Consider the following 22,574-nt stretch of genomic DNA (forward strand, 5'->3'; position numbering starts at 1 on the left):
TTTAATTGATAATTTTGAATGGGCAGAAGGATACCATCCGAGGTTTGGGTTGGTATATGTGGATTTTGATAGCCAAAAGAGAATAATTAAGTCCTCAGGGAAATGGTTTATGGAGTTTTTGAGAGAGGATAAAAATTAATTCACTTAACAATTGGAAACTAAAAAAGCAGGTATCCCCACCTGCTTTTTTAAACTAATTCTAACTACATAAATAAGAACGTTTCCTTTTTAAAGGCTGCGGAAAAATAAGATGCTTTTGCCATCCTGACATTAAGTTAATTGAAAGAATAGGTTACCATTTGTGCTGTTACATAAGTAATTAAAAAAGAGCGCTCGATTAAACAAAATTATTACTTTTTTAAATTTTGTTTAATTATTAACACCTTATCCTAAACAAAATAGATAATTTTACATGAATAATTTTTTCTATCATTTTAATTATTTACTAAATTTTCATTTATGTTCAATTTATTCAAAAAGAAGTCGGAAAAAGAAGTCCTTCAAAATAAATATAAAAAACTAATGGCCGAGGCCCATCAATTATCTCAAACGAACCGTAAACTGGGCGACGCTAAAATTTATGAAGCAGAGTTGGTGATGTTGCAAATTGAAATATTGGACTGAATTTATTTACCTGTGGTTTATCGGAAAAAAGGCTCTCCCGGCATAAATTAGTCCGTTTAGCAAAAGGATGGGGCTGATAACTAAAGGCTTCTCAGATCCTTTTCTCATATCCCTGTGACGAATATCAGAAATACACGGTATCAAAACACTTTTTTAATGAAAACACTACGCCTAATCCTTGGAGATCAGCTGAACAGACACCATAGCTGGTTTAACCAAGTTAACGACGACCACATTTATGTAATGTTTGAGATGCGGCAGGAAACGGACTATGTGAAGCAGCATATTCAGAAAGTAATTGGATTTTTTTCGGCAATGCGACATTTTGAAAAAGCCCTGAAATCCAATGGCCATCGCGTAATATATTATCGCATAAATGATAAGAAAAACACCCAGCAGCTCATAGACAATCTGAAGAAACTCATAGAGGAATACCAGATTGAGCTGTTTGAATATTTACTTCCTGATGAATACCGGCTGGATAAACAACTAAGGGATTTTTGCAATGCCTTAGATATCAAAACAAACTCCTGTGATACCGAGCATTTCTATTCCTCACGAGATGAGCTCCGTCTTTTTTTTAAAGACAGCAAACAATTTCTCATGGAGCGGTTCTATCGCTATATGAGGAAAAAACACAATGTGCTTATGGATGGGCCGCAACCTCTGGGAGGCCGCTGGAATTATGATAAAAGCAATAGAAAAAAATGGAAAGGCCAACCTGCTGTTCCAAATCCCATTCTGTTTGAAAATGATGTGAGCGAGGTTTTAGAAGATATAAAATCGGCGGGTATAGAAACTATCGGGCATTTCGAAGGAACAATTTTCAATTATCCTATTAATGAGGAGCAGGCTATTCAGCAGTTGAGATACTTTTGTGAATACCTGTTGCAATATTTTGGTGACTACCAGGATGCACTTCATACCAATGAAGAATTTCTTTTTCATTCCAGGCTTTCATTCGCCTTGAATACTAAAATATTTTCACCGAAAACGGTGGTTAATGAGGCTATAACCTATTATGAAAATCACAGCCTGGAAATAGATATTTCACAGATTGAAGGTTTTGTAAGGCAGATTTTAGGATGGAGGGAGTATATGCGCGGAGTCTATTGGAAAGAAATGCCGGGTTATGCGCAATTTAACAAGCTCGAAAACCAAAACAAATTACCAAATTTTTATTGGACAGGAGATACCAAAATGAATTGTCTGGCAGTGTCAATTAAAAATTCCCTGAACAATGCTTATGCACATCATATTCAGAGACTAATGATAACCGGGAATTTTGCCTTGCTTGCACAGGTTCATCCTGACCAGGTTGATCAGTGGTATCTGGGAATATATATAGATGCCATAGAATGGGTGGAAATTACAAATACCAGGGGAATGAGCCAGTTCGCAGATGGGGGTATTATTGCCACCAAACCCTATGTTTCCTCAGCGTCCTATATACACAAAATGGGTAATTATTGTGAAAACTGTTCCTACAATAGAACCAAAAGAACCGGAGAGGATGCCTGCCCTTTTAATAGTTTGTATTGGAATTTTCTAAACGACAAAAAAGAATATCTCAAAAATAATCACAGGATGGGAATGATGTACAATCTGCTTTCTAAGATTCCTACAGAAGAACTAAAACAACTAAAAGACAGAGCATACAGGATCATTGAAAATCCCGATCTTTTTTAAGAGTAATTTGGTTTTACACTTCGAACAACATTAAATTGGCAGGGTAATGGAGACGCCCTGAAGAGGCCTAACCCATTCTGAAGCGACAAATCATCAATTCAATGTCCTGGAAGCAGAAAAACCAAGGAGGACAAACCCAGAGGTTTTGACAAAGTGAGATTTTAATGCGGCCCGCAAAAGAAAAATCAACAAGATATCGAAATGCTGAATTACTGCAATTACTAAAGTCTAATCGCTCTTCATCTAAAGATTACAAATAATTAATCGCGATAATAATGACAGATAGGACTAAAAAGCTAAAGGCAGGGAATGATTTTTTCAGAGGGTCTTTGACTTTAAAATGCATGGCAATAGCTCCCAACATTAAAACCGACATGCCCGCAGCTCCCGGAACCGCTAGTTGTGGCAGCCATATGGACGCGAATATAAGAATAGCAAAAAGTATTTTTAGACCTCCTATCAGGTACACCATAGTTTCGGAAAGCCCGTAAGTTTTAAATTCCTCCTTCATTGATTGGGCAGACCCTCCCCGCCATACCGTAGGTTTATTAAATCTTAGCAGCCAAACGTTGAGTATACTTATTAAGATGAATACTTTAATCGCAATTAAAAGATAATTAATCTCCATATTTTAAGATTTTAATAGTTAAACCGCCTTACCTTCACAATACTGAAATACGCAGACAAAAATTATTGTCATTTTGTGACCTGTCTTTTATGCTACTAAAGATATTAATTTTATTTACATCTGTTTCATTTATCATTTTTGGCGTGAATTGCCTGTATTCTCAAAAGATGGTTTTGGAATTCCAACGCTATGGGCTGAAACAATATCGCATCTTGACCGGCATATTACAACTATTAGGTTCCTTTTCTTTAATGATCGGTTTTTGGATTTCACCTTTTACATTGGTCGGTTCAGGTGGACTTGCAATGCTAATGGTCTTAGGGGTCATAGTAAGAATTAGAATTAAAGACAAGCCCTATTTACTTATTCCCGCTATTTTCTTCATGTGTCTGAACATTTTTATTTTTGGTGCTTCGCTGATTCACATAATGTGAATGAATCTCTGAGAGAATTAAGATAACTTACATTACCTATACACTGTAATTAAAGTATTAAAAAAACTAAAAAAGCAGATGTCCCCACCTGCTTTTATAAACTAACTCAAACTACATAAATAAGAACGTTTCCTTTTTAAAGGTTGCCCAAAAATACGTGGCATATTAAATCCTGACGTTAAGTTAATTGAAAGAATAGGTTACCATTTCTTCTTTTAAATACCTTGTTAAAAAAAGACCTCAATCATATGTTCTTTATCCTCCAATCTAAGATGTTTTCTATTGCTTCAATATTGGCTCTAGTCAATGTAAGTTCAGCGGCTTTAGCAGTTTCCTGAATCTGCTCGGGGTTCCGGGCACCCACAATTGCCGAGGTCATTTCTTTGTTTCGCAGTACCCACGCCAGGGAAAGCTGAGAGAGTGAAACATTTACTTCAATTGCTATCTGATTTAGCCGTTCTATTGTTTCAAGATTGATGCTGAGCTGTGGTTCAGTAAAAAACGGATTTCTGCTACGCCAATCCGAGTCGTTTAAGGCCATTGCTCTTTCCCTGGTAAATTTCCCTGTGAGCAATCCGGCCTGCATAGGGCTGTAAGCAATAATGCCTATTTGATTGTTATCGCAATAGGCCATGATTTCTTCCTCAATTTCGCGCCGAAACATGCTGTAAGGAGGTTGTAGAGAAGTTATTGGATGTATGGCCTGAGCCCTTTTAAGCTGTTCCAGGTTAAAATTAGAAACGCCCACATAACGTACTTTCCCCTCTTTAACAAGTTGCGCCATGGCGGCCCATCCTTCCTCAATCTCTTCATCCGGTTCCGGCCAGTGTATCTGATAGAGATCTATAACTTCTATCGCAAGGCGTTTCAGGCTGGCTTCCACTTCTCGTCTTATGCTTTTTGCCATGAGTGATTTTCCAATTTCGCGGCTGTCGCCCTCCCATACTCGTCCGCATTTGGTAGCAACGATTACTTCATCCCTGATTCCTTTGATTGCCCTACCCACGACTTCCTCAGCATGGCCATGTCCATAGATAGCAGCCGTATCTATCCAGTTAATGCCAAGGTCCAGAGCCGTGTGAATAGCATTTATTGATGCGTTATCTTCCTGGGGGCCCCAGCCAAATTTCCAGTCTCCACCGCCCATAGCCCAGGTACCTAATCCTATGGTTGTAAGATAAAGCTCCGAATAACCTAATTTGCGTGTCTGCATAACAAAATTTTGTGCTCATATAAAGATACTTAACATCCTTTATAAATCATATGGAATCAATTTTATCTTTTGGACTAAGGTTAGGTATGTTTAAAACCCAAAGTCGTATCTTTATTAGTTCATCATCTAAATAATTTAAAATTCAAACTATGGATAATTCAGGGAATACCTTAATTGGATTAATTGCCGGTGCGGCTATTGGTGTTGCACTTGGCGTATTATTTGCGCCTGAAAAAGGAGAGGTTACACGAAAAAGATTGGCTGAAGAAGCTGAAGCTGCCAGAGCAAATCTTTCTGAAACCGCAAATGATCTAAAAGAACGAGTTGAGGATGCGCTTGCCTCGGAATCGGAAACATTGGAGAGCCGGATGGAAAGGCTGCTTTCAGATGTGAGCTATAAGGCAGACGATGTTATTTCTGCTTTGGAGAAAAAATTAGCTGAATTAAAAGCCAGGAACAAAAAATTACAGAAATCTTCATAATGAGTATACTAGAATCACTTAATCAGACTTCTAACAAAGCCATAAATCTTGGCGAGGAGTATATCAGTAAAACCCAGGAGTATTACGAACTTAAAGTATTTCAGCAACTTACGGCAACTACCAGCATGTTTTGCAAAGCCGCAATACTAGGCAGCCTTGGGTTTTTAGTAATTATTTTATTGATCGTCGCAGGCACTTTGGCTTTAAATAACCTTGTAGGCAATATGATTTATGCCTGTTTAATTAGTGCGGGGATATTATGTTTGCTGGGGGCCATAATTTATGCTCTTAGGTTTCGAATAGAAAACCTGATTGTTAAAAGTATGTCTAAACAATATTTTAATTAAATGAAGCAGTATAACAGTCTTAAAGAAATTAACCACGACCTGAAACGGTTAAGTCTGGAAAGGCAGATTGCCTGGGAAGAAATGAAGGGCCTTAAAGAAGATTTTAAAGAGAGTATACAACCCCATAATTTGTTTGCACCTGTTTTATCCTGGGCAAAACAATATGGTATTCTTTATCTTATTCGTTTGCTATTTACAAAAAAGAAATAAGAGTAATTGCCTTTTTACTCCCATTGGGTGGTTTAACTATCGTATAGGTAAGTCTTTAGTAATTGTCCTTTCAAATTCCCTTGGTTTGCCTGGCGCTGTTTATTAGTTACAATTAGAGGATCAGTTTTATATATCAACATTATGAAACGTATTATTTATCTGTTATTCCTTTGTCTTTTCTTCACTTACTCCTGTAAAGAGAAAAAATCTGACATTATTGAGCCAAAAACTGAACTGAACAATTGGCAGCCTTTGTTTAACGGGACCGACCTGGATGGATGGACCATGAGAATTATAGGTTATCCTTTAGGAGAAAATTTCGGTAACACATTCAGGGTTTCAGATGGTATTTTAAGTCTTCGCTATGACGCTTATGGCGACGACTTTGATAACAGGTTTGGAGCTTTATATTTTAATGAAAAATTAGCTAACTACAGGTTGAAGGTGGAGTACAGATTTGTTGGAGAAACTGCTCCAGGGGCTCCAGAATGGGGGTTTAGAGATAGTGGTGTTCAGTTTCATTCTCAGTCTCCGGCATCTCTTAAACCAGAACAACCATTTCCTGTTTCCCTGGAATACAACCTTCATGGTGGTAATGGAACTGACGAAAGACCGGTAGGAGCGGTTTGTGCGAACGGTATGTTTGTAGAGCTCAACGGGCAAAAAAATACGGGTTATTGTACCCCTCCCATTGTAAAAAGAACTTTTCATGGGGATCAATGGGTAACCCTGGAAATTGATGTAAAAGAGAATATTATAACCCACTATGTCAATGGGGAAGAGATATTGAGCTACGCCAACCCAACTTTTAACCCTGAACATGAGATAGCTAAAACACTAATTGTAAATGGTGAATCCCGGGTGAAAGATGGATATATTTCATTGCAATCCAATGGACATCCAATAGATTTCAGAAAAATAGCACTTTTAAAATATTAAACTCAAATTTAAGATGACAAAGAAATCCAAAATTGCCATAGTAACCGGTGCCGGGACAGGTATTGGTAAGGCAGTAGCTATAGCGCTCAATTGGGATGGCTGGAATGTAATACTTGCCGGCAGGCGGGAAAAAAACCTCGCCGAAACTGCAGCTTTATGTACTATGAGCGAAGTACTGGCAATACCAACTGATGTTAAAGATCCTCGAAGTGTTAAAAATCTATTTGACCAAACTCTGAAAGCCTATGGTCGCCTGGATTTACTTTTCAATAATGCCGGAGTTAGTGCTCCGGTAAAACCAATGGAAGAACTTACCATAGAAGAATGGAAGAATGTGATAGACACGAATTTAAACGGTGTCTTTTTCTGTACACAAGAGGCGTTCAGGATAATGAAATCTCAGGATCCCATGGGAGGGCGAATAATAAACAACGGTTCACTTTCAGCCCATGTACCCCGGCCTTTATCTGCGCCCTATACCGCAAGTAAGCATGCCGTTACAGGTTTAACCAGATCTGCTTCCCTCGATGGCCGTGCCTACAACATTGCCTGTGGTCAGATTGATATTGGTAATTCACAAAGTGAAATGACAAAAAAAATTGAGAAAGGAACACTCCAGGCCGATGGTTCCTACAAAACAGAACCTACAATGCGCCCTGAAGATGTAGGGAGGAGCATAGTTTATATGGCCGGTTTACCTCTAAATACCAATGTTCCTTTTCTTACAATAATGGCCAACCAAATGCCTTATATTGGCAGGGGTTAAAAGTGTGACCAGGCCATTTATTTTTTAATTGCTGATCTGAAGGCAGCCACTTCACTGGCTGTAATGGGTTCTGCTTTATTCCCAAAACTATTCCTGATATAAGATGCTACATTAGCTATGTCTTCATCACCCAACATTCCATAACCCTGCATTACATTGGCATATTCAGATTTATCGCGTGCCAGGTCCGCTTCGGATCCTTTAATAATAATCTCCAACAAGGTATTCTTGTCTCCCAGCACATAGTCCGTTTTTATAAGAGGAGGATTTAATCCGGGTACCCCTCCGCCATTGGCCTGATGACAAGTTAAGCACACCTGCCTGTATACCTTTTTACCTTCTGAAAGATAGGGAGGCAGTTCAGCTTTGGTAACTGGTTTTGAGACATTTTGTATGTTAGTGTTTGTGGAAGATTCCTTCTTCTTTCCGGAAGAATTACAACTATTCAACAAAAAAATTGTAGTAAGCACAAAACTAAACCCTGGAATAATATCCTTCAGCAATTTGATATTAACCATTTTTCCTATTGTTCGGTGTAAACAATCCTGAACAAAGTGCCGCCGGAATCATCCGATACGTAAAGGGAACCATCAGGGCCCTGCGCCAAACCGGTAGGCCTGTGTTTTGCCTCACTTGGCGAAAAAACTTCTTCCAGCCCGGCAAAGCCATCAGCAAAAACCTGCCATTCCCCACTGGGTTTTCCGTTCATAAATGGTACAAAGGCAACTAAAAATCCTTCCTGTTTTTCAGGTGCCCGGTTCCAGGAACCATGAAACGCAATAAAAGCACCATTTTTGTATTCCTCCGGAAACATTTCTCCGGTATAGAAAAGCAAGGCGTTAGGAGCAATATGTGCAGGAAAAGTAGCGATAGGATCTATGGCATTTTCACCCGCTGTTTTTTTGCCATCTCCCCCATACTCGGGTGATAGTATTTTCTTATTCTGATAGTGATCATAATAAATATACGGCCATCCCGCATCATCATCTTCATTAATTATATACATGGTTTCTGCAGGTAAGTTGGCTGAAGTCTTTTGGTCAAAAAGGTCGGGGTAGAGTGTATTCAACTGATCTCTCCCATGTTGAGTAACTACCAGTTTATTTAGTTTAAAATTCCAATCGAGCCCTACCACATTACGTAGGCCCGTGGCATATCTCTTCCCTTCAGCATAGGACTGCTTAAATTTATCAGCTCTGAATTTCCAAATACCACCGGCAGAATCGAGTATTGCGCAAGGCATTACCCCGGGAGAACCTAAAGTCCGGTCTTCCTCCTGGCATGCGTTGGAATACGCCCCTATATTGACATAGATATTTCCTTCTCCATCAAGGGTAAAAGATTTTGTAGCATGAGTTCTATAAGCGACCAAATCAGTAACCAGAGTGTCCGCGGTATAGGGTTCTGTTACTTCCCCATCGGCATTTAGTTTATACCTGAAAATCTCTTCGTCAGATGAGGCGTATAAATAATTGTCATCTACATAAATTCCTGTTCCACCATAATCCGCAAAACCCTTTTTTGTATCAGCTATCCCATCCCCATCCTGGTCTTCGAGGTAAAGAATACCTTCGCCATCAATTGGTTTTCTCAACTTGAGGTAGATGGCCCCGTTAGAATTAACTGCAATATGACGGGGAGCCCCCAGGGAATCCGCAACCTTTATGACGCCAAAACCATCAGGCACCTTAATCCCTGCGTTATCAGGGCTTATGGCCAAATCGGCTCTCCCTTCAGTAATTTCCTGTTTCTGCCTGCAGGCAGAAAATGCCAGTAGTACAAGGATAAAAAAAAGGAATTTTGTAATTAGATCATGTAATTTCTGTGTATTTCCCAACATACTATTTGAATTTATGGCCCCTAAATGTATACAATTTTATCGCCTTCTATATTTAAGATGCAGATATTTTTTAGGAAATCAAGATGAGGTCAAAGCTATCTTCTTTCCGGTTTTTACCGCCTTATATATGGCATCTATAATTTTCATGTCTTTTACGCCTTCTTCACCATCTACAGGAATCACGGGCTGTTTGTTCTCTAATATTATACCTGCCATTTCATCCATTTGTACAGTCTGATGCGTAATATGAGGGTCCGTCAGTTCCCCCTTGTGCGTGCGGGCTTTGATTGGTCCGTAACCCGTAGACGGCTGCATTTCTGCCCAACCATCTATACCTGCAAGGTAAAATCTATCCAGATGGTTTACAGCATAGGTAGAAAGGCAGGAGGCCACAGCACCACCGGGAAATCCCATTTGAAACTGAATGGTCTCATCTATTCCTTCCTTGAATTTGACGGGATCGTTTTTAGTTTCCTGGGCAGTGACCCACACAGGTTCTTCGCCTATCATATATCGTGCTCCATTAATGGAATAGATGCCAATATCCATCATTGCGCCACCTCCTGATAGTTTTTTATTCAATCTCCATTGATTGGGATCTCCGATTATAAAGCCCGATTGCCCCTGGAAGAAAATAATTTTACCAAATTCTCCTTTCTTTCTCATCCCAACAATTTTGAGGGTTTTAGCTTCGAAATGCATGCGGTATCCTATTAGCAATTTAACATTGGCGGCCTTACAGGCATCTACCATCTCCTGGCCCTCCTTGGCGTTTATGCCCATTGGCTTTTCGCAAATAACATGTTTGCCTCCCCTGGCAACCCGCAGGGTAAACTCACAGTGCAGTCCGTTTGGAGTAATGACATAAACCGCATCAATATCCGGGTTGTCCTTTATCTCATCAAAATTTTTATAGTTGTAGCAGTTTTTATCCGGAATGTCATACTTTGACTGCCACCTGGTAACTTTGGAAGGTGTTCCACTAATCACTCCCACCAGTTTGGCTTTCCTGCAGCTTTGCATTGCTTCTGCAACCCGTGTTCCGTAACTCCCTAAGCCCATTATTGCAACCCGTAATAGCGGGCCATCATAGTGATCGTTAGTATACGCAAAAAGACTGCTTGAATTTAATAAAACTGGTAATCCCAGGGCCGAAGTGGAAATTTTTTGTACAAATTCTCTGCGTGAACTCATATAGATATTTTTTTCAATTTATATAAACATAAGAATTAATTTAATTGATCGCTAAATCAATTAAAAAATATGTAATAGTACTCCTAATGACTCATTGAAAGGTTCCCTTAAATTTGATATGTTAAGAATTTGTTAAATGCTTTAAATATTCCTACCTTTATGGAACCATCTTTAAGATAAATTTTTTTATGGAAGCTTCAGAAAAATTACTTTCGGCCCGGATTCTAACAGCAGTACTATCTGTGTTACTTATTGCTGTAGTCATTCTTTTTTATAAAGAGTATGTCCCGGAATTACTTCTAAAAGCTGAGCATGCTATAGCTGCTTCCATGGGTAATATGGACTCTACTATTGCAGCCAGGTAAATATTGATTTTCATTTAATTTTTAAATTCATTATTTGTATTTAATGCGTTATTAAACACGCTGATTCTCCACTGCCTTTCCTGAATTCTCCTCTTCTGCCAAGTATTGGGAACAACTTAAATCCATAGCTGATCAACCCTTACTGAATTGTTGGGCTAACTAAGTAAATGTCACCAATGTAAAAGCTTGTATTTTATGTGTTTATATACCATAAATGGTTTTTTTTAAGTACCTTTTAAAAATCAACTAAAACCAAAACAAAATGAAAAAATTAATTCTTACTTCACTGCTGCTAGTGACCTTCACTATTAGCGCTCAGGATTTCTATTGGACCTATTACAATTTTAGTGTGGAGCCTGAAAATGAGGCTACAGTATTAAAACTTGTAGAAGACTATTTTAAAGAACATAAAAATGATGGTGTTACTGTTCGTTTTTTTGAGAACCACTTTAGTGACGGCGATAATAACTATAGCCATTCCATTGGATTTTCAGGTTCCCTGGATGCCATGGGAAATCAATATTCCGGGGCTCAGAGCGATTCCTGGGACTTGTTTTTAACAAGGGTAAACCAACATATCGAAGGTTCCTTTAGTTCTTTTATGGGGCGTGGAATTGCTACCCATGGGCCGGCTACAGAAGGTAATGTTTGGCCCATTCAAAATTATATCTACATTCATGTGAAAGATCCCGGCGCCTTTTTGCCAGCCAGGGAAAAATATTTTTCTTCGTTTAAATCAGATGTAAGACTAACTGTTTTAGGAAGTATCTCTTCTGGTCGTTCACCGCATGGCGAGACTCATATGGTTATTCAGGGTTATAAAGATTTTAAATCGGCCATGGCAGGTATTGATGCGCTTCTTACTCCGGATCAGGTTGAAGCGCGTAAGAAAGCCTGGAAAGAATTTGGTGAAAATAATGGGGGGGTATCCGTAATACGCACAGGGACAAGGATCCTGTTAGGCAAATGGTAAAAGCATCAATTAAAAATAAAAGCCCCTTTCGTAATAAGGGGCTTTTTTTGTAAACTTAATTATTGGAAATAACAATAGAGAATCGGAATTATGACTTTAAGTATTAGAACCTGGATAAAATAAAGAACAAAATAGGCTGGAAGGTTGCCGCGGCACTAGTGGTTGCCAATATGATCGGCACCGGGGTGTTTACAAGCCTGGGGTTTCAACTTCAGGATGTGACCAATACATGGTCCATTCTATTGCTTTGGACTTTGGGTGGTGTCATGGCAATTACAGGGGCTTTTTGTTATGCCGAGATAGGAAGTGCCATTAATAAATCTGGCGGAGAGTATATATTTCTGTCAAAATTGTTTAATCCGTTGATTGGATATCTTTCGGGCTGGATTTCACTAACTGTGGGCTTCGCGGCTCCTGTAGCCCTGGCTGCTATGGCGCTGGGAGTATATCTGGGAAATGTATTGGATATTAACAATGCCTTACTAGCCGTTTCTGTAATACTAATATTATCTGTTATACACTCCTTTAATCTTAATGTAAGTAGCAGATTTCAATCATTTGCAACCTGGTTCAAGGTCTTATTGGTTATTTCTCTTATCCTTATTGGCCTTTATTATACAGAAGTTGATTCTGCTTTGGATTTTTCTAATACCTGGGTAACAGAGATTCTAACTCCGTCATTTGCGATAGCTTTTGTATATGTGAGTTATTCCTATACAGGATGGAATGCTGCAGCATATGTCATTGAAGAGATAGATAAGCCAAGAATTACTCTTCCTAAAGCACTGGTAAGAGGTACTATTCTGGTAACCCTTTTATACGTCCTCTTACAGTTCGTATTTCTTAAACACGGAGCTTTGGGCGAATTACAAGGGCAACTGGACATTGGACATGTTTATGCTACAAATTTGTTTGGTATTCAGGGAGCAAAAACTATAAATATCCTAATATCATTCTTCTTAATCTCCGGAATCAGCGCCATGATCTGGGTAGGGCCAAGGGTTTCGCAGGCTATGAGCAAAGATTACAAGGTTTGGCATTTTTTACGGAAGACTAATAAAAACAATCTTCCCGTCGCGGCTGTTTGGTTTCAGGCGGTGCTAAGTATCATCTATGTACTCACAGGCACCTTCGAAAGCGTACTGTTATATTGTGGTTTTATCTTGCAATTAAGCGCTGCCCTCACGGTAACAGGTGTTTTTGTATTGCGAAAAAAGGAACCTGCTTCAGCATACTTCAAAACACCTTTTTATCCATTACTTCCAATAGTCTTTATTTTATTTAGTATTTGGGTCTTAATTTATCTATTGATTGATAAACCTTTAGAAAGTATTATTGGTCTTATAATATTAGTTGTTGGGGTGCTTACCTATTTTATTAATAAAAAGGTTTCCAAATATTCCTGAAAATATAATTATAATTTCTGTTTAGGTATAAATTGGTTATCTTAATCCTCATGGTAATGATCCCTTACTCAATTCCTATTATACCTGTTTTAATGTAAGATTTTAAGTCAGCCAATGATTTGGTGTGGAATAACTGAATAAGCGCGTGAATAATGAAAAATAAAATTTCCAGAAGAAAAGCCCTGTCAACAAGTCTGAAGGTTTCGTTGGCAGCAATAGGCGGGTATGCCTTTAATTCTAGTGAACAGGACCTGCCGTATGTTGAAAATACTTCATTAAAAAAGAAACTGCCCGTAAGAATAAGCTTGAATACCTCTACCCTTTTACATTACAAATTAGATGTTGATGTCCAAATTGATATGATTGCCGATGCCGGATTTGACGGAGTTGAACTCTGGATGCGCGACATACAGGCATATTTGGAAAAAGGAGGCAAAGCTGAAGAGTTAAGAAGAAAACTGGAAGACAGGGGGGTGATACTGGAAAATATTATAGGCTTTTCAAAATGGTGCAGTGATATTCCTGATGAAAGGGAAAAAGCCCTGGAACAATTGCGGGAGGAGATGATGATTATTGCTGCCATGGGAGGAAAATATATAGCAGCCCCAGTTCAGGGAATTGAATCTTTGGATAGCAACAAATTTGATGATTACGCCGAACGTTATAATGCGATCCTTAATCTCGGCGATGAAACCGGGGTGACACCAATACTCGAACTTTGGGGAATGGGCGCTCTCAATAAAGTAGCCGATTGTGCTCATATTGCTATCGCCACCGGGCACCCAAAGGCCACAATATTGCTCGATTTTTATCATGTACACCGCGGCGGGAATGATTGGGATACTATTGATATTCTGAACGGACAAAGACTGCCGGTAATGCACATAAACGATTACCCATCAAGCCCATCTTATGAATTATTAAAAGACTCCGACAGGGTTTTACCGGGAGAAGGCGTATGTCCGTTTAACATACTTATTCCAAAGTTATATAAGTCCGGCTTCAGGGGCGGGTTTTCCGTAGAGCTTTTCAATAAAGAATATTGGGAATCGATGGATGCGGAGACCATGCTGAAAAATAGTTATGAGAAGACCTATAGGGTAGTTGAAAGAGCACTCGCAAAAATGTAATTCAAATCCTGATACTCACACCATAAACTTAAATCATGATGAAACTAAGATTAAACTATATGATTATTCTCCTTCTTTGTCTGGGAATTTGTACCCCGTCTTTAGCGCAGGAAATGAAAAGCAATGATGGTAGCGCCTGGATTTCGCTATTTAATGGGAAAGACCTTGAGGGGTGGAAGGTTGGGGTTAACGCTTCTACATTTTCTGTAGAAGATGGTACCATAAAAGTTGACGGTGAGAGGGCACATTTGTTCTATGCTGGCGATGTGGAAAATCACCAGTTTCAGAATTTTGAATTCAAAGCAAAAGTAATGACCAAACCAGGAGCAAATTCAGGTATTTATTTCCATACTAAATATCAGGAAGATGGATGGCCCTTATACGGTTATGAAGCGCAGGTGAATAACTCACAGGGCGATTGGAAAAGAACAGGAAGTCTTTATGGAATAGTGGATATCAAGGAAAATTATGCAAGAGATAATGAATGGTATACGGAATATATAAAAGTAGAAGGCAAGCGCATTATTATAAAAATAAATGATATCGTAGTCGTTGATTATACAGAACCTGAAAAACCTTTTCGGGAAGGAGACGGCATATACAGGGTGCTTAGCACAGGTACTTTTGCTTTACAGGGGCATGACCCCGGAAGCATTGTTTTTTATAAAGATATTATGGTCCGTCCTTTGCCCTGATTTATCTTGAATTCCGAATATTATATTAATAGCTTATTTTTAATTTTAAAGAATCTTTATCAACCAAACCAAAATCAATGAAAAAAATTCTAAGTTATTTCAGTGTACTTCTATTTATAGCCCTGGTTTTTAACTGTGGTGACAAACAAACCGCTGACAAAGAATCCGACAAAAAGGACCGAAATATGTTTGGTCACTATATCCCCCGCGGATTAACCAAAACAACAGAAGGCCTTAGTCCCGGCTATGCAATGTTCTCAGCTGCTAATTCTCCTTACACCTATCTAGTAAATAGAAAAGGAGAAGTAGTGCATGAATGGAAAGGCACATATGGAGCATTCAATCCCTATCTCCAGGATGATGGTTCCATAGTGCTGGGTGAGGATGATCCGGATTTCCCTGTATTTGGTTTTGGAGGGCCTTACGGACGAATCCAAAAAATTAGCTGGGATGGGAAAATTTTGTGGGATTATGAATATGCAGATACTACGCAAATATTACATCACGATTTTGCGGTACTGCCCAATGGCAATATTCTGGCCATAGCATACGAAACCTCTTCTTATGACTATGCACTGGCTCGGGGAAGAAAACCTGAGCTCATCCCAAGGTCAGGACCGTGGATGGAAAAAATTATAGAAATTGAGCCCCAGGGTAATAGTGGAGGCAAAATTGTATGGGAATGGCGCATTGAAGATCATCTGATTCAGGATTATGATGAATCCAAAGCCAATTATGGGAATGTTGCAGAACATCCTGAATTGGTAAGTTTTAACCTGGGAGATTCCATTCCACCTGCCATAACCCAGGACAGCCTGGACATTTTAAAAGCTACGGGAAAGGGTGGTAGAAACCTTACTCTTGATAACCCCTATTCAGATATCTTTCATATTAATGCAATTAACTATAATGAAGAATTAGATCAAATCGCTTTTAGTTCACCTGAGCTGAGCGAAGTATTTATAATTGACCACAGCGTATCTACTGAAGAAGCAGCAGGCCACGAAGGTGGCAACAGTGGAAAGGGTGGCGATATATTATTCCGTTGGGGGAATCCCGAAAATTATCATATGGGTGATTCAACAGACCGCAAGCTCTTTTACCAGCACGATATTCGATGGATTGAAAAGGGAAAGCCAGGGGAAGGAAATCTTACTCTTTATAATAATGATATCCCAATGGGGCCGGATAGTCTGCATTATTCAGCCATATACGAACTTGATCCCGGTTTGATGGAAGATGGAAATTATAAAATGATGGCAAATGACCGTGTTGGGCCGGAAGAAGAAACCGTATGGACTTATGTGGCCAAGGATACTATCTCATTTTATGGTAGTTTTGTTTCCGGGGCACACCGTATGGAAAATGGTAATACATTTATTAATGAGGGGCCAAAGGGCCGTTTGTTTGAAGTAACCCCTGACCGGGATATCGTTTGGGAATATTTAGTTCCCTATCGTGGCAACATCCACAAACCGAACGGAGATCCTGTAGATATTATGCCTGATACCTATTTCATATTCAGGGCAACTTTTGTCCCGGCAGATCATCCGGCTTTACAAGGAAAAGAATTAAAACCTCTGGATCCTCAACCCGAGCCATTTGTAATGCCGCCACCACCACCTGAAGAGGACAAGAAGACTTAATTTTGATAAACTAAGGATATGAATGGCATTGATGTGGTTATGGTGATTGCCATTATCCTTTTCGCAAGACTTGGAGTACGTTTACTAGGAGGTTATCGCAAAATGAAAAAAAACAATAAAAAGGATTCCGAGAATGAGGAATCCTAAAAATCGGTAATATAAATAAAAACAATCAGCATGGGAATATTTTGGGATTTACTTCAACAGGAAGAACTGGATAAACAACAGGCACAGGCAGACAGTGTTGAAGATCGTGTGGCCGTTTTGGAAACCGAACTGGAGAACACAAGGCTGCTGCTCCGAAAAACTCTTGAGGCACTGGAGACTCATCTTAACAAAGATATAGACGGGGATGGTGTTACCGGATAAATTTCCGCAACCAGCGAATCCGAAGGAAACACATTTATTGAATTAGGAGCCAAGAGACTTTACCTTAATAAAACTGAGGAAAACAAAACGGTCTGGGAATAGCTTAATCCCATTGTGGAGGGGTTGATTTAGGATGCCTTTATCTTGCCGGGAATTCTTCAAAACTAAATTCTTTCATATATTTAAACATTTCAGGGATAAACCGTTATGACCAACCGTTTAGGAATTTTTGTGATTTGTGTCTTCTTGTTGATTGGCTGTCAGACGAAAAAGCCGGACTCAAAAAAGGCCGTAGAAATCAGAGATTTGAATGAAATAGTGAAGGATGGCAAACTCCGGGTCCTTATTGCTTATAGTGCTACGAGTTATTTTCTGTATCGTGGGCAAACCATGGGTTATGAGTACGAATTACTAAAACGTCTCGCCAAGAATTTGAACCTGGAATTAGATCTAAAGGTCTCCAGAAATCTGGATGATATGCTGGATGAGCTCAAAAATGGAAATGTAGACCTTGTAGCTCATGGATTAGCAGTTACACAGGAAAGAAAGGAGGAAGTAGCTTTTGTAGATTATTTGTACCTAACCAAACAGGTATTGGTACAAAGAAAACCTGATAACTGGCGCAATTTAACTCTTGATGATATTAAGGAAGCTATGATTCAGGATCCTATAGAGCTAATAGGGGATACTGTAAGTGTGAGAAAAAATTCTTCCTACTATAAAAGACTCCTTAATTTATCAAAGGAAATAGGAGGCGATATCATTATAAATCCCCTGAAGGGTGGGCTTTCCACTGATGAAATTATAAAACAGGTAGTAGATAAAAAAATTAAGTACACTGTGGCAGACGGGAATCTGGCCAGGATAAACGCCTCTCATTACCCTATATTGGATGTTAGTGTACCCCTAAGTTTTTCGCAGCGAATTGCATGGGCGGTAAGAAAAGATTCCCCGATACTATTGGAGGCTATTAATAGTTGGATAAATGAAGAAAAGAAGAGCTCTGATTATTATGTGATCTATAACAAGTATTTTGAGAATAAAAGAAGTTTTAGAAGGCGGGCCAAAAGTGAATTTTACAGTTTGAATAAAAATCAGATCAGTGCATACGACAGACTGATTAAAGAATATGCTCAGGAATTAGGATGGGACTGGCGTCTGTTAGCTTCATTAGTATACCAGGAGTCACAATTTGAGCCAAACGACAGTTCGTGGGCAGGAGCGAAAGGCTTAATGCAAATAATGCCGTCAACGGCTCAGGAACTTGGGATTAAAGACCGGGGCGATCCAAATGAGAGTTTACGAGGTGGAACAGCCTATCTGGAACAGCTTGCCAGTAATTTTGAGCAGGTAAAGGACTCGGTACAGCGGATTAAATTTGCGATGGCTGCCTATAATTGCGGATATCAACATGTTAAAGATGCTCAAAGTTTGGCTGAAATTCGAGGTTTGGATAAATACACCTGGGATGATAATGTGGATAAAATGATTTTAGCCCTAAGCGATCCTCAGCACTATAACCATGAGGCGGTGCGATATGGATATGTAAGAGGCACGGAGCCCTATGATTATGTCGTACAGATATTTGACAGGTACAAACTTTATGCTTCTTTAGTAGATTAAACCTAAAACTATATCTCAAAAATTTTTTTTTACTACTTAATAATATTTCTACAGTTTTGAACCATGAAATAAATTGGTGCCCGGCCATTTTCACCCATATGTGTTATAAGACAAACAGCTTATTGCCAAGAATAATCTGGATATCGATGCCGTATCGAGAGTTCTGTCAGCGGAATTGAAAAAAGAAAAAGGCATTGCCGATGCCATAGCTTCTGTAGATCTTTTGGAAGGCAATGTCTCTAATACACCTTTAAATAATTCGGTATTGCGAAATTATAATCCCAGGCGTTCGGGAGAGATCTATCTGGTATTTGAACCCTTTTGGTTTATCAACGATTTTGATATGCTTACGGTAGCCACAACACATGGTTCTCTCTGGAAATATGACCAGCACGTGCCTGTGATTTTTATTGGTAGTAGTTTGGAAGCAAACAGAATCTATAGACGCATAGAAATTGTAGACATTGCCCCCACATTGTCTCACTACCTTGGTATTAAGATTCCTTCAGGTGCGTACGGTGCAGCGTTAAAGGAAGTGTTGGAGTGATTCCATTCTCTTAATTTGAAGTTTTAGCCAATACATTGGGTTATTCTTCATACTGATACAAATCGGCCAGTTTATAGATTAGAAAATCAATGATGTTCTCATCAGATTCTCCATTCAGAAACATGCTATAAGCAGCATCGGCTTGTTCCTCTTTAAAAAACTCCAAATCATCTGAGCCATATTCATTAAATGCATTCCAGGACTTAAGGCCATTGAGTATCTCCCTGTGGGCAATATATCTTTTCCTCGCAAGCTCCAGGTTTTTCTTATAGTCTTTGTTATTGCGATTTTCCAATGCTGCTTTTTGAGAACTTAATCTTAAATAGTCCTGTTCAATCCTGGAATCGGCTTCTTCGGCCTCTGCAATTATCTTAAAATATGCCCTGGAAATCAATGAAGCATACTTTTCTTCAAAGGAAGCCAACTTGCCGGTTTCCAAATAACTATCTCCTTCCAGAACCCCTGAATCTTCTGTGCTTGAATAGAATTCTTTGGCATCATTCGAAGCCAAAAGTTCGTCTTTCTGCAAAGATCTGAGCCAGGCTTCAGATTTTATAGTCTCCTTCCAAATCTTCCGGTATTCTCGTTTAAAATTGGTCTGTGATGAGGTACATCCTTCAATTAAAAAAATTAAAAGAAGAAAACTAAAAACCTGAGCATATTTATAAACTCCTGCTTTACTCATGATAAGGAAAATCTTATTTATGCAAGAGCAGATTATTGAAGGTACATGATATGGAAAAGGGGAAGGTTTTAAACCTGTGGCAATATAAGAAAGAATTGTCTTCTCTCATATTAAAATTCTATTAAGAACATCTTAATTGAGTCAGGCTGTTTGGAGTTTTGGTTTATTTACATAATACATCTTCATCATTCCCTTGTTTTTAACTTTCATTTTGCCTCTATATTCGCATTCAAATTCATCTTTTATCAATTCATAGGTATTTTCAGAGACATTGATTTTGCCCGTCTCTGAATTCGTTTCCATACGGGCAGCTACGTTTACAGTATCTCCCCAAATGTCATAGGCAAATTTTTGGGTGCCCACCACTCCTGCAACCACCGGACCCGTGTTAATCCCAATTCGGATTTCATACGGCATTATCTTAGTTTGATCCATATTTTTAACTGCTTCAGTGATTTCAACTATTTCAAAAGCCGCGCGCACCATTCTGATGGCATGATCTTCTCTATTCAAATGCAATCCACCGGTACACATATAGGAGTCGCCCATAGTTTTTATTTTTTCCAGGCCGTGCTTTTCCATAACTTCATCAAACCTGGAAAAGTAATAATCCACACTTCTAACTAAATTTTCCGGACTTAAAGAAGCAGAAGAGCGGGTAAAATCTTTAAAGTCTGTAAACAAAACAGTGATAGATTCAAACTTTTTGGCTTCTACCTGTCCGGTTTCTTTAAGTTCCTGGGCGGTTTCTTTTGGAAGGATATTGAGTAATAAGCTATCCGACCTGTTTTTTTCCTCCTCAATGATAGTATTGGTTGCTTTTACAAAACTATAGCGTTTGTAAAGAAAGAAGGCGAACACAAAGATTACAACTAATGCCAGGGCAGTAGCGTATATAATTATCTTTTGTCGTTTATCCTTTAAGAGTTGGATTTCCGCCTCTTTATTAAGCAGATCTACTTCATTTTGTTTTTTTTCAACTTCAAAATTAGTACGTAAATTGGCTATTTCCTGCACTTTATCAATATTATTTACACTGTCCCTGTAGGTGATATGGTTCTGGTAATATTTAAGGGCTTCCGAGGAATTTCCCCTCTTCTTATAGAGTTCAGAAAGTTTTAAATAGGCATCTCCTATCTGTTCCTTTAGTGCATGTTCTTTTGCGAGGTCCAAACTTTTGTAGGCATAATTAAAGGCAGTTTCCCATTGACCCTGTTCCGCATAAATATCGGACATATAGGTAAGATATACACTAATAGGATAGTTATCGCCCAGTTCTTCCAACATTACCGTGGCCTGACTTATATTTTGTTCAGCCAATTCATTTTTTCCTTTTAAAGCATAAGCAAGTCCTATATTACCAAGATTATTAGCGACACCAGGCTTATAGTCTAAAATTCTATAAATGTCCCCTGATTGTTTGAAAAATAATAAAGCCGAATCGGGCTTGGCCAATTTCAGATTATAGAGATCTCCTAAATTTTCTAGCACCGATGCATAGTTGATAGAATCATTCTCAGCTTTAAGAATGGGAATAGCGCTCTGATAGTTGAAGATTGCTTTCTGATCATCCCCCATACGGGCATACAATATGCCTATGTTTAAATATAAAATTCCCAAATCCCCCTTATTTTCCTGTTTATCAGCAATTTTAACACCTGCTAAGAAACTTTCCAATGCATGAGTGTGATCCCCTTTGAGCCTAAAGGCACTTCCCCTTTCCTGATATGCCTCAATGATGCGTTTGGTAGAATCTTTAGCTTTCGCCCTACTCAAAAGTTCATCACCGTATTGCAGTTTCTTTTCTGGGTTGCTATGAAATTCGGCAAGATCAGACAACAATTGTAATCGGTTCTTTTCCTCAAAGCTTCCGGAATCGTATATCAATTGGAGACTATCAGCAATAACCTGGTTCTGCCCGTAAATGGATGTGGCAAAAAGACAAAAAAAACCCAGTGTTAAGCAGGCTTTATTTTTGAATAATTTTATTCTACAAAAACGGGTTAACATCAGACTTGGTAAACAATTAATTATTTATTTTTTTTTATGCCCCTGGACCTCAGGATCAATTGTAAATGTTCCTGTCTTGTTCGATACGGTAAACGTTAAAATGTATTCTTCTCTTATATATGCTTCTTCTTTACCAGGCTTTAATATAACTTTTGCTCTAACCAATTCGTTACTGCCGATTTGAGCAACGGGTCCGTCTTTTCTCATTATTGTATTAAACGGCTTTAGTTTTATAATTTCTTCACCTTCATAATGATCTATGGACGTGATCTTCACAACGTGCTCAGGATTACTAATAGACTCTCCCCGCCAGATAATTAAATCCCCCTTTCTTACAATAGTTGCATAATCTTTGTTTGCAACACCTGCCGGCTGTCCAAAATTGGCATACTGATCTATGCTGGATTTTGAAGGTAAAGGAGGTGATGGAATGGCTTCAGTATCCACATAAAGCGTTACTACGTGTAATTGGCCACAAGACATAAAACTAATAACGGCCATTAACATCAAAATTTGAGTTGTTGTTTTCATAATAGTGTTATTTTATTGATTAATTAGGTAATAATTATCTCGTATTCTAATCTGTTCTCAATTAACCTGAAATTGGGGCACTATACTACTTCTTTTCATAAATTCAAATGACCTGCATCACATTGGTAAAAGGTAACTCTTAATATAATGAAATTAAGCGTATTTGTAAAATGACTTTGGATGAATGGTATTGATTATTGTCCGAAAGTAGTATTTTTCTTATCCCCA

General features: G+C 38.7%; 27 protein-coding genes. 19 read left to right on the forward strand and 8 right to left on the reverse strand.

Annotated elements, in window-relative coordinates; genetic code table 11:
* The 3 genes from Q0X89_RS10665 to Q0X89_RS10675 all read left to right on the forward strand — a co-directional run.
* Positions 1 to 139: family 1 glycosylhydrolase (locus Q0X89_RS10665; RefSeq protein WP_297694003.1), on the forward strand; the 139-nt coding region annotated here is incomplete at its 5' end.
* A 320-nt stretch (positions 140 to 459) separates the two neighbouring features.
* Complete coding sequence (locus tag Q0X89_RS10670; RefSeq protein WP_297693944.1) at positions 460 to 624, forward strand: Lacal_2735 family protein; 165 nt, start codon at positions 460 to 462, stop codon at positions 622 to 624.
* 156 nt (positions 625 to 780) lie between these two features.
* Positions 781 to 2,313: a cryptochrome/photolyase family protein gene (locus Q0X89_RS10675; RefSeq protein ID WP_297693946.1), complete on the forward strand. Its 1,533-nt coding sequence runs from the start codon at positions 781 to 783 to the stop codon at positions 2,311 to 2,313.
* 250 nt (positions 2,314 to 2,563) lie between these two features.
* On the opposite strand, the gene Q0X89_RS10680 is transcribed toward Q0X89_RS10675, so the two are convergent.
* Complete coding sequence (locus tag Q0X89_RS10680) at positions 2,564 to 2,941, reverse strand: DoxX family protein (protein WP_297693948.1); 378 nt, start codon at positions 2,939 to 2,941, stop codon at positions 2,564 to 2,566.
* A gap of 89 nt (positions 2,942 to 3,030) precedes the next feature.
* On the opposite strand from Q0X89_RS10680, the gene Q0X89_RS18060 reads away from it, so the two are divergent.
* The gene (locus Q0X89_RS18060; RefSeq protein WP_367177043.1) at positions 3,031 to 3,375 is read left to right on the forward strand and encodes a DoxX family protein; all 345 of its coding nucleotides are present in this window, start codon (positions 3,031 to 3,033) and stop codon (positions 3,373 to 3,375) included.
* Between the two features lie 244 nt (positions 3,376 to 3,619).
* Here the strand turns inward: Q0X89_RS18060 and Q0X89_RS10685 are convergent, their stop codons facing one another.
* Complete coding sequence (locus tag Q0X89_RS10685) at positions 3,620 to 4,588, reverse strand: aldo/keto reductase (RefSeq protein ID WP_297693950.1); 969 nt, start codon at positions 4,586 to 4,588, stop codon at positions 3,620 to 3,622.
* Between the two features lie 149 nt (positions 4,589 to 4,737).
* Between Q0X89_RS10685 and Q0X89_RS10690 the strand changes: the two genes are divergently transcribed.
* The 5 genes from Q0X89_RS10690 to Q0X89_RS10710 all read left to right on the forward strand — a co-directional run bounded on the left by Q0X89_RS10690 (position 4,738) and on the right by Q0X89_RS10710 (position 7,332).
* Positions 4,738 to 5,070 carry a YtxH domain-containing protein gene (locus Q0X89_RS10690; protein ID WP_297693952.1) on the forward strand — a complete coding sequence of 111 codons (333 nt, stop codon included), beginning with the start codon at positions 4,738 to 4,740 and terminating at the stop codon, positions 5,068 to 5,070.
* Positions 5,070 to 5,417 carry a hypothetical protein gene (locus tag Q0X89_RS10695; RefSeq protein ID WP_297693954.1) on the forward strand — a complete coding sequence of 116 codons (348 nt, stop codon included), beginning with the start codon at positions 5,070 to 5,072 and terminating at the stop codon, positions 5,415 to 5,417. Before Q0X89_RS10690 ends, Q0X89_RS10695 begins: the two co-directional genes overlap by 1 nt.
* Complete coding sequence (locus Q0X89_RS10700; RefSeq protein WP_297693956.1) at positions 5,418 to 5,627, forward strand: DUF6327 family protein; 210 nt, start codon at positions 5,418 to 5,420, stop codon at positions 5,625 to 5,627.
* 141 nt (positions 5,628 to 5,768) lie between these two features.
* Positions 5,769 to 6,566 carry a DUF1080 domain-containing protein gene (locus Q0X89_RS10705; protein ID WP_297693958.1) on the forward strand — a complete coding sequence of 266 codons (798 nt, stop codon included), beginning with the start codon at positions 5,769 to 5,771 and terminating at the stop codon, positions 6,564 to 6,566.
* Positions 6,567 to 6,579: 13 nt separating this feature from the next.
* A complete protein-coding gene (locus tag Q0X89_RS10710; protein ID WP_297693960.1) occupies positions 6,580 to 7,332 on the forward strand; it encodes an SDR family oxidoreductase in 753 nt (250 codons plus the stop codon).
* A gap of 17 nt (positions 7,333 to 7,349) precedes the next feature.
* Here Q0X89_RS10710 and Q0X89_RS10715 read toward each other — a convergent pair whose 3' ends face one another.
* The 3 genes from Q0X89_RS10715 to Q0X89_RS10725 all read right to left on the reverse strand — a co-directional run bounded on the left by Q0X89_RS10715 (position 7,350) and on the right by Q0X89_RS10725 (position 10,366).
* Complete coding sequence (locus tag Q0X89_RS10715; RefSeq protein WP_297693962.1) at positions 7,350 to 7,850, reverse strand: cytochrome c; 501 nt, start codon at positions 7,848 to 7,850, stop codon at positions 7,350 to 7,352.
* A gap of 5 nt (positions 7,851 to 7,855) precedes the next feature.
* Positions 7,856 to 9,172 carry a PQQ-dependent sugar dehydrogenase gene (locus Q0X89_RS10720; RefSeq protein ID WP_297693964.1) on the reverse strand — a complete coding sequence of 439 codons (1,317 nt, stop codon included), beginning with the start codon at positions 9,170 to 9,172 and terminating at the stop codon, positions 7,856 to 7,858.
* Between the two features lie 78 nt (positions 9,173 to 9,250).
* Positions 9,251 to 10,366 carry a Gfo/Idh/MocA family oxidoreductase gene (locus Q0X89_RS10725; RefSeq protein WP_297693966.1) on the reverse strand — a complete coding sequence of 372 codons (1,116 nt, stop codon included), beginning with the start codon at positions 10,364 to 10,366 and terminating at the stop codon, positions 9,251 to 9,253.
* Between the two features lie 188 nt (positions 10,367 to 10,554).
* On the opposite strand from Q0X89_RS10725, the gene Q0X89_RS10730 reads away from it, so the two are divergent.
* The 10 genes from Q0X89_RS10730 to Q0X89_RS10775 all read left to right on the forward strand — a co-directional run bounded on the left by Q0X89_RS10730 (position 10,555) and on the right by Q0X89_RS10775 (position 19,120).
* Positions 10,555 to 10,731 (forward strand): hypothetical protein, encoded by a 177-nt coding sequence (locus Q0X89_RS10730; protein ID WP_297693968.1) that lies wholly within the window; start codon positions 10,555 to 10,557, stop codon positions 10,729 to 10,731.
* Between the two features lie 262 nt (positions 10,732 to 10,993).
* Complete coding sequence (locus Q0X89_RS10735) at positions 10,994 to 11,704, forward strand: hypothetical protein (RefSeq protein ID WP_297693970.1); 711 nt, start codon at positions 10,994 to 10,996, stop codon at positions 11,702 to 11,704.
* 131 nt (positions 11,705 to 11,835) lie between these two features.
* Positions 11,836 to 13,110 (forward strand): APC family permease, encoded by a 1,275-nt coding sequence (locus Q0X89_RS10740; protein WP_297694005.1) that lies wholly within the window; start codon positions 11,836 to 11,838, stop codon positions 13,108 to 13,110.
* A 152-nt stretch (positions 13,111 to 13,262) separates the two neighbouring features.
* Positions 13,263 to 14,240 carry a sugar phosphate isomerase/epimerase gene (locus Q0X89_RS10745; protein ID WP_297693972.1) on the forward strand — a complete coding sequence of 326 codons (978 nt, stop codon included), beginning with the start codon at positions 13,263 to 13,265 and terminating at the stop codon, positions 14,238 to 14,240.
* A 35-nt stretch (positions 14,241 to 14,275) separates the two neighbouring features.
* On the forward strand, positions 14,276 to 14,935 hold the full coding sequence (locus Q0X89_RS10750; RefSeq protein ID WP_297693974.1) for a DUF1080 domain-containing protein: 660 nt from the start codon (positions 14,276 to 14,278) through the stop codon (positions 14,933 to 14,935).
* Between the two features lie 77 nt (positions 14,936 to 15,012).
* A complete protein-coding gene (locus Q0X89_RS10755; protein WP_297693976.1) occupies positions 15,013 to 16,581 on the forward strand; it encodes an aryl-sulfate sulfotransferase in 1,569 nt (522 codons plus the stop codon).
* A gap of 18 nt (positions 16,582 to 16,599) precedes the next feature.
* Entirely contained in the window at positions 16,600 to 16,728 is a 129-nt protein-coding gene (locus Q0X89_RS10760; protein WP_297693978.1) for a hypothetical protein, read from the forward strand.
* A 30-nt stretch (positions 16,729 to 16,758) separates the two neighbouring features.
* Positions 16,759 to 16,950 (forward strand): hypothetical protein, encoded by a 192-nt coding sequence (locus Q0X89_RS10765; RefSeq protein ID WP_297693980.1) that lies wholly within the window; start codon positions 16,759 to 16,761, stop codon positions 16,948 to 16,950.
* Between the two features lie 207 nt (positions 16,951 to 17,157).
* The gene (locus Q0X89_RS10770) at positions 17,158 to 18,573 is read left to right on the forward strand and encodes a transporter substrate-binding domain-containing protein (RefSeq protein WP_297693982.1); all 1,416 of its coding nucleotides are present in this window, start codon (positions 17,158 to 17,160) and stop codon (positions 18,571 to 18,573) included.
* Between the two features lie 175 nt (positions 18,574 to 18,748).
* Positions 18,749 to 19,120, forward strand: a complete 372-nt coding sequence (locus tag Q0X89_RS10775; RefSeq protein WP_297693984.1) for a hypothetical protein — start codon at positions 18,749 to 18,751, stop codon at positions 19,118 to 19,120.
* Between the two features lie 40 nt (positions 19,121 to 19,160).
* Here Q0X89_RS10775 and Q0X89_RS10780 read toward each other — a convergent pair whose 3' ends face one another.
* The 3 genes from Q0X89_RS10780 to Q0X89_RS10790 all read right to left on the reverse strand — a co-directional run bounded on the left by Q0X89_RS10780 (position 19,161) and on the right by Q0X89_RS10790 (position 22,346).
* Entirely contained in the window at positions 19,161 to 19,805 is a 645-nt protein-coding gene (locus Q0X89_RS10780) for a hypothetical protein (RefSeq protein ID WP_297693985.1), read from the reverse strand.
* A 141-nt stretch (positions 19,806 to 19,946) separates the two neighbouring features.
* Positions 19,947 to 21,692, reverse strand: coding sequence for an adenylate/guanylate cyclase domain-containing protein (locus Q0X89_RS10785; RefSeq protein ID WP_297693986.1), 1,746 nt, complete (start codon positions 21,690 to 21,692; stop codon positions 19,947 to 19,949).
* 147 nt (positions 21,693 to 21,839) lie between these two features.
* The gene (locus Q0X89_RS10790; RefSeq protein ID WP_297693988.1) at positions 21,840 to 22,346 is read right to left on the reverse strand and encodes a hypothetical protein; all 507 of its coding nucleotides are present in this window, start codon (positions 22,344 to 22,346) and stop codon (positions 21,840 to 21,842) included.
* Between the last annotated feature and the right edge of the window lie 228 nt (positions 22,347 to 22,574).

This window comes from uncultured Eudoraea sp. (genome assembly GCF_947258525.1).
GTDB lineage: Bacteria > Bacteroidota > Bacteroidia > Flavobacteriales > Flavobacteriaceae > Eudoraea.

Coding starts and splice junctions, on each gene's coding strand:
- Q0X89_RS10670 (WP_297693944.1), top strand. CDS start 460: ATGTTCAATTTATTCAAAAAGAAGTCGGAAAAAGAAGTCCTTCAAAAT.
- Q0X89_RS10675 (WP_297693946.1), top strand. CDS start 781: ATGAAAACACTACGCCTAATCCTTGGAGATCAGCTGAACAGACACCAT.
- Q0X89_RS10680 (WP_297693948.1), bottom strand. CDS start 2,941: ATGGAGATTAATTATCTTTTAATTGCGATTAAAGTATTCATCTTAATA.
- Q0X89_RS18060 (WP_367177043.1), top strand. CDS start 3,031: ATGCTACTAAAGATATTAATTTTATTTACATCTGTTTCATTTATCATT.
- Q0X89_RS10685 (WP_297693950.1), bottom strand. CDS start 4,588: ATGCAGACACGCAAATTAGGTTATTCGGAGCTTTATCTTACAACCATA.
- Q0X89_RS10690 (WP_297693952.1), top strand. CDS start 4,738: ATGGATAATTCAGGGAATACCTTAATTGGATTAATTGCCGGTGCGGCT.
- Q0X89_RS10695 (WP_297693954.1), top strand. CDS start 5,070: ATGAGTATACTAGAATCACTTAATCAGACTTCTAACAAAGCCATAAAT.
- Q0X89_RS10700 (WP_297693956.1), top strand. CDS start 5,418: ATGAAGCAGTATAACAGTCTTAAAGAAATTAACCACGACCTGAAACGG.
- Q0X89_RS10705 (WP_297693958.1), top strand. CDS start 5,769: ATGAAACGTATTATTTATCTGTTATTCCTTTGTCTTTTCTTCACTTAC.
- Q0X89_RS10710 (WP_297693960.1), top strand. CDS start 6,580: ATGACAAAGAAATCCAAAATTGCCATAGTAACCGGTGCCGGGACAGGT.
- Q0X89_RS10715 (WP_297693962.1), bottom strand. CDS start 7,850: ATGGTTAATATCAAATTGCTGAAGGATATTATTCCAGGGTTTAGTTTT.
- Q0X89_RS10720 (WP_297693964.1), bottom strand. CDS start 9,172: ATGTTGGGAAATACACAGAAATTACATGATCTAATTACAAAATTCCTT.
- Q0X89_RS10725 (WP_297693966.1), bottom strand. CDS start 10,366: ATGAGTTCACGCAGAGAATTTGTACAAAAAATTTCCACTTCGGCCCTG.
- Q0X89_RS10730 (WP_297693968.1), top strand. CDS start 10,555: ATGGAAGCTTCAGAAAAATTACTTTCGGCCCGGATTCTAACAGCAGTA.
- Q0X89_RS10735 (WP_297693970.1), top strand. CDS start 10,994: ATGAAAAAATTAATTCTTACTTCACTGCTGCTAGTGACCTTCACTATT.
- Q0X89_RS10745 (WP_297693972.1), top strand. CDS start 13,263: ATGAAAAATAAAATTTCCAGAAGAAAAGCCCTGTCAACAAGTCTGAAG.
- Q0X89_RS10750 (WP_297693974.1), top strand. CDS start 14,276: ATGATGAAACTAAGATTAAACTATATGATTATTCTCCTTCTTTGTCTG.
- Q0X89_RS10755 (WP_297693976.1), top strand. CDS start 15,013: ATGAAAAAAATTCTAAGTTATTTCAGTGTACTTCTATTTATAGCCCTG.
- Q0X89_RS10760 (WP_297693978.1), top strand. CDS start 16,600: ATGAATGGCATTGATGTGGTTATGGTGATTGCCATTATCCTTTTCGCA.
- Q0X89_RS10765 (WP_297693980.1), top strand. CDS start 16,759: ATGGGAATATTTTGGGATTTACTTCAACAGGAAGAACTGGATAAACAA.
- Q0X89_RS10770 (WP_297693982.1), top strand. CDS start 17,158: ATGACCAACCGTTTAGGAATTTTTGTGATTTGTGTCTTCTTGTTGATT.
- Q0X89_RS10780 (WP_297693985.1), bottom strand. CDS start 19,805: ATGAGTAAAGCAGGAGTTTATAAATATGCTCAGGTTTTTAGTTTTCTT.
- Q0X89_RS10790 (WP_297693988.1), bottom strand. CDS start 22,346: ATGAAAACAACAACTCAAATTTTGATGTTAATGGCCGTTATTAGTTTT.